Genomic DNA, 3,089 nt, shown 5'->3' on the forward strand with positions numbered 1-3,089 from the left:
GATGGCGCTCGCCGCGGTGCACGCCCGGCTCACCGAGGCCACCGGCCGCTCCCTCACGATGCTCGACCTGTTCCGCCACCCGACCGTGCGGGCCCTCGCCGCCAGCCTCGACGGCGCCGCCGACCGGCCGGAACTGGCCCGCGCCGCGCTGCGGGCCGCCGCCCGGCGGGGCCGCGCCCGCCGTACCCCACCCCGACGACCGAACCAGCCGTGACGCCGCAACCCCTCCCCGACGTACCGCGTGAGCTAAGGACACCTCCGATGCAGAACGACTTTTCCTCCACCGACGACGGCATCGAACCCATCGCGATCGTCGGGCTCGCCGCCCGCCTGCCCGGCGCGGCCGACGTCGACGAGTTCTGGCGCAACCTGGTCGACGGCGTCGAGTCGGTGACCGAGCTGACCCGCGAGGAACAGCTCGCCCGTGGCGCCACCCCCGAGGAGGTCGACGATCCCGGCTGGGTCAGCCGGGCCCCGCTGGTCGACGGCTACGACGAGTTCGACGCCGGCCTGTTCGGGATGACCGCCCGCGAGGCCGAGATCACCGACCCGCAGCACCGGCTCTTCCTGGAGAGCTGCTACACCGCGCTCCAGGACGCCGGCTACGACCCGGCCCGCTACGACGGCGCGGTCGGCGTCTACGCCGGCACCGGCGGCAACACCTACCTGCACCGCAACGTGCTGCGCAACAAGCGGGTGGGCGGCAGCCCGCACGGCGCGGTCTCCCTGGCCACCGGCAACTCGCCGAACTACGTGGCCACCAACGTCTCCTACCGGCTCGACCTGCGCGGGCCGAGCCTGACCGTGCACACCGCCTGCTCCACCTCGCTGGTGGCGTTCCACCTGGCCTGCGAGGCGCTGCGCAACGGCGAGTGCGACATGGCTCTGGCCGGTGGCGTGAACATCGAGCTGCCGCACGTCGGCTACCTCGGCATGGACGGCTTCACCTCGCCGGACGGCCGGTGCCGCCCGTTCGACGCCGGGGCCAACGGCACGGTCTGGGGCAGCGGCGTCGGGGTGACCCTGCTCAAGCGCCTCTCCGACGCGATCGCCGACGGCGACACCATCCGCGCCGTGGTGCTCGGCAACGCGATCAACAACGACGGCGCCGGCAAGGTCGGCTTCACCGCCCCCAGCATCGACGGGCAGATCGAGGCGGTGGCCCAGGCGGTCGGCCTGGCCGGCATCGACCCGCGCACCATCAGCTACGTCGAGGCGCACGGCACCGGCACGGCGCTGGGCGACCCGATCGAGGTCGCCGCCCTCTCCGCGGTGTACACCAAGGACACCGACGACCGGGGCTGGTGCGGCATCGGGTCGGTGAAGTCCAACATCGGCCACCTCAGCCAGCCCTCGGGCATCGTCAGCGTGATCAAGACGGTGCTCGCCATGGAGCACGGCCTGATCCCGCCGACCATCAACTACGAGACCGCGAACCCGGCCATCGACTTCGCCGACACCCCGTTCTACGTGGCGAACACGCTGACCAAGTGGGACACCGACGGCGGGCCGCGGCGCGCCGGGGTCAGCTCGTTCGGCATCGGCGGCACCAACGCGCACGTGGTGCTGGAGGAGGCGCCGGCCGCGTACCGGGCCGAGCGGCGGATCCGCCCGGCCCACCTGCTGCAGGTCTCGGCGAAGACCCCGTCCGCGCTGGACACCGCGGTCAAGCGCCTCGCCGACCACCTGGAGAGCGGCACGGCGGGTGGTCCCGAACTTCTCGCCGACGTCGCGCACACCCTGCGGGTCGGCCGCCAGCAGTACCCGCACCGCGCCGCCGTGGTCGCCACCGACCTGCCGTCCGCCGCGGCCGCCCTGCGCGACAAGCGCAAGGGGCACCGGGGTGCCCTCGACGGCCCGGCCCCGCGGGTGGCCTTCCTGTTCAGCGGCCAGGGTTCCCAGTACGCCGGCATGGGCGCCGAGCTCTACGCCGAGGACCCGGCCTTCGCGGCCACCGTGGACGAGTGCGCCGAGCTGCTCCGCCCCGAGCTGGGCCTGGACATCCGGGACCTGATCCTCGGCCGTGACCCGGAGGCGGGGGAGAAGCTCACCCAGACCCGCTACACCCAGCCCGCCCTGTTCACCGTCGAGTACGCCCTCGCCGCCGCCTGGCAGCGCGCCGGGGCCGCCCCGGCCGCGATGCTCGGCCACTCCATCGGCGAGTACGTCGCCGCCACCGTGGCCGGCGTGCTGAGCCTCCCCGACGCGCTGCGGGTGGTCGCCGCCCGGGGCCGGCTCATGCACTCGCTGCCGGCCGGCTCGATGCTCGCCGTGACGCTGGACGAGTCGGCGGTCGCCGACCGGCTGCCCGCCGGGCTCTCGGTGGCCACCGTCAACGGACCGGGCACCTGCGTGGTGGCCGGCGAGACCGCGCTGGTCGAGGAGTTCGCCGCGAGCCTGGGCGGCAAGAACAAGTCCAAGCTGCTGCGGACCTCGCACGCCTTCCACTCGCCGATGATGGACCCGATCCTCGACGAGTTCACCGCGCTGATGGCGAGCGTGCCGCTGCGCCCGCCGGCCGTGCCGTTCCTGTCCAACGTGACCGGCACCTGGATCACCGAGGCGGAGGCCACCGACCCGGCGTACTGGGCGGCGCACCTGCGCCGGCCGGTCCGTTTCGGCGCCTGCGTGGCCACGCTGCTCGCCGAGGGCACCTGGGCGCTGGTCGAGTGCGGCCCGGGCCGGCAGCTCGCCAACCTGGCCCGGATGCAGGTCGCCAAGGCGTCCGAGGCGCAGCGGAAACTGACCCCGCTGTGCAGCCTGCCCGGGCCGGGCGAACCGGTCGGCGACCTGGCCACCCTGCTCGGCAGCGCCGGTGCGCTCTGGTGCGCCGGGGTGCCGGTCACCCTGGCCGTCGACCCCGACGCCCGGCGGGTGCCGTTGCCCACGTACCCCTTCGAGCGGCGCCGCTACTGGGTCGAGCCGGATCCGGTGGAGCAGGCGGCGGCGCCGGTCGAGACCGGGCCCCGGCCGCTGCCGGAGTGGTTCGCGGTGCCGGTGTGGCGGCAGGCCGCCCCGGCGCGGACCGTCGTCCCGCTGGGCCGGTGCCTGGTGCTGGCCGACGGCCCGCGCGGCGAGGCGCTCGTCGC

The 3,089-nt window shown here is 74.7% G+C and carries 1 protein-coding gene and 1 pseudogene; both read left to right on the forward strand.

What is annotated here, in order from left to right:
- Window positions 1-214: pseudogene (locus B0E53_RS39890) on the forward strand (hypothetical protein); the annotation flags it as partial.
- A 47-nt stretch (window positions 215-261) separates the two neighbouring features.
- Window positions 262-3,089 (forward strand): type I polyketide synthase (locus B0E53_RS33870; RefSeq protein ID WP_146167894.1); only part of this gene is annotated, 2,828 nt, incomplete at its 3' end.

The organism is Micromonospora sp. MH33 (genome assembly GCF_003013775.1).
Classification (GTDB): Bacteria; Actinomycetota; Actinomycetes; order Mycobacteriales; family Micromonosporaceae; genus Micromonospora; species Micromonospora fulviviridis.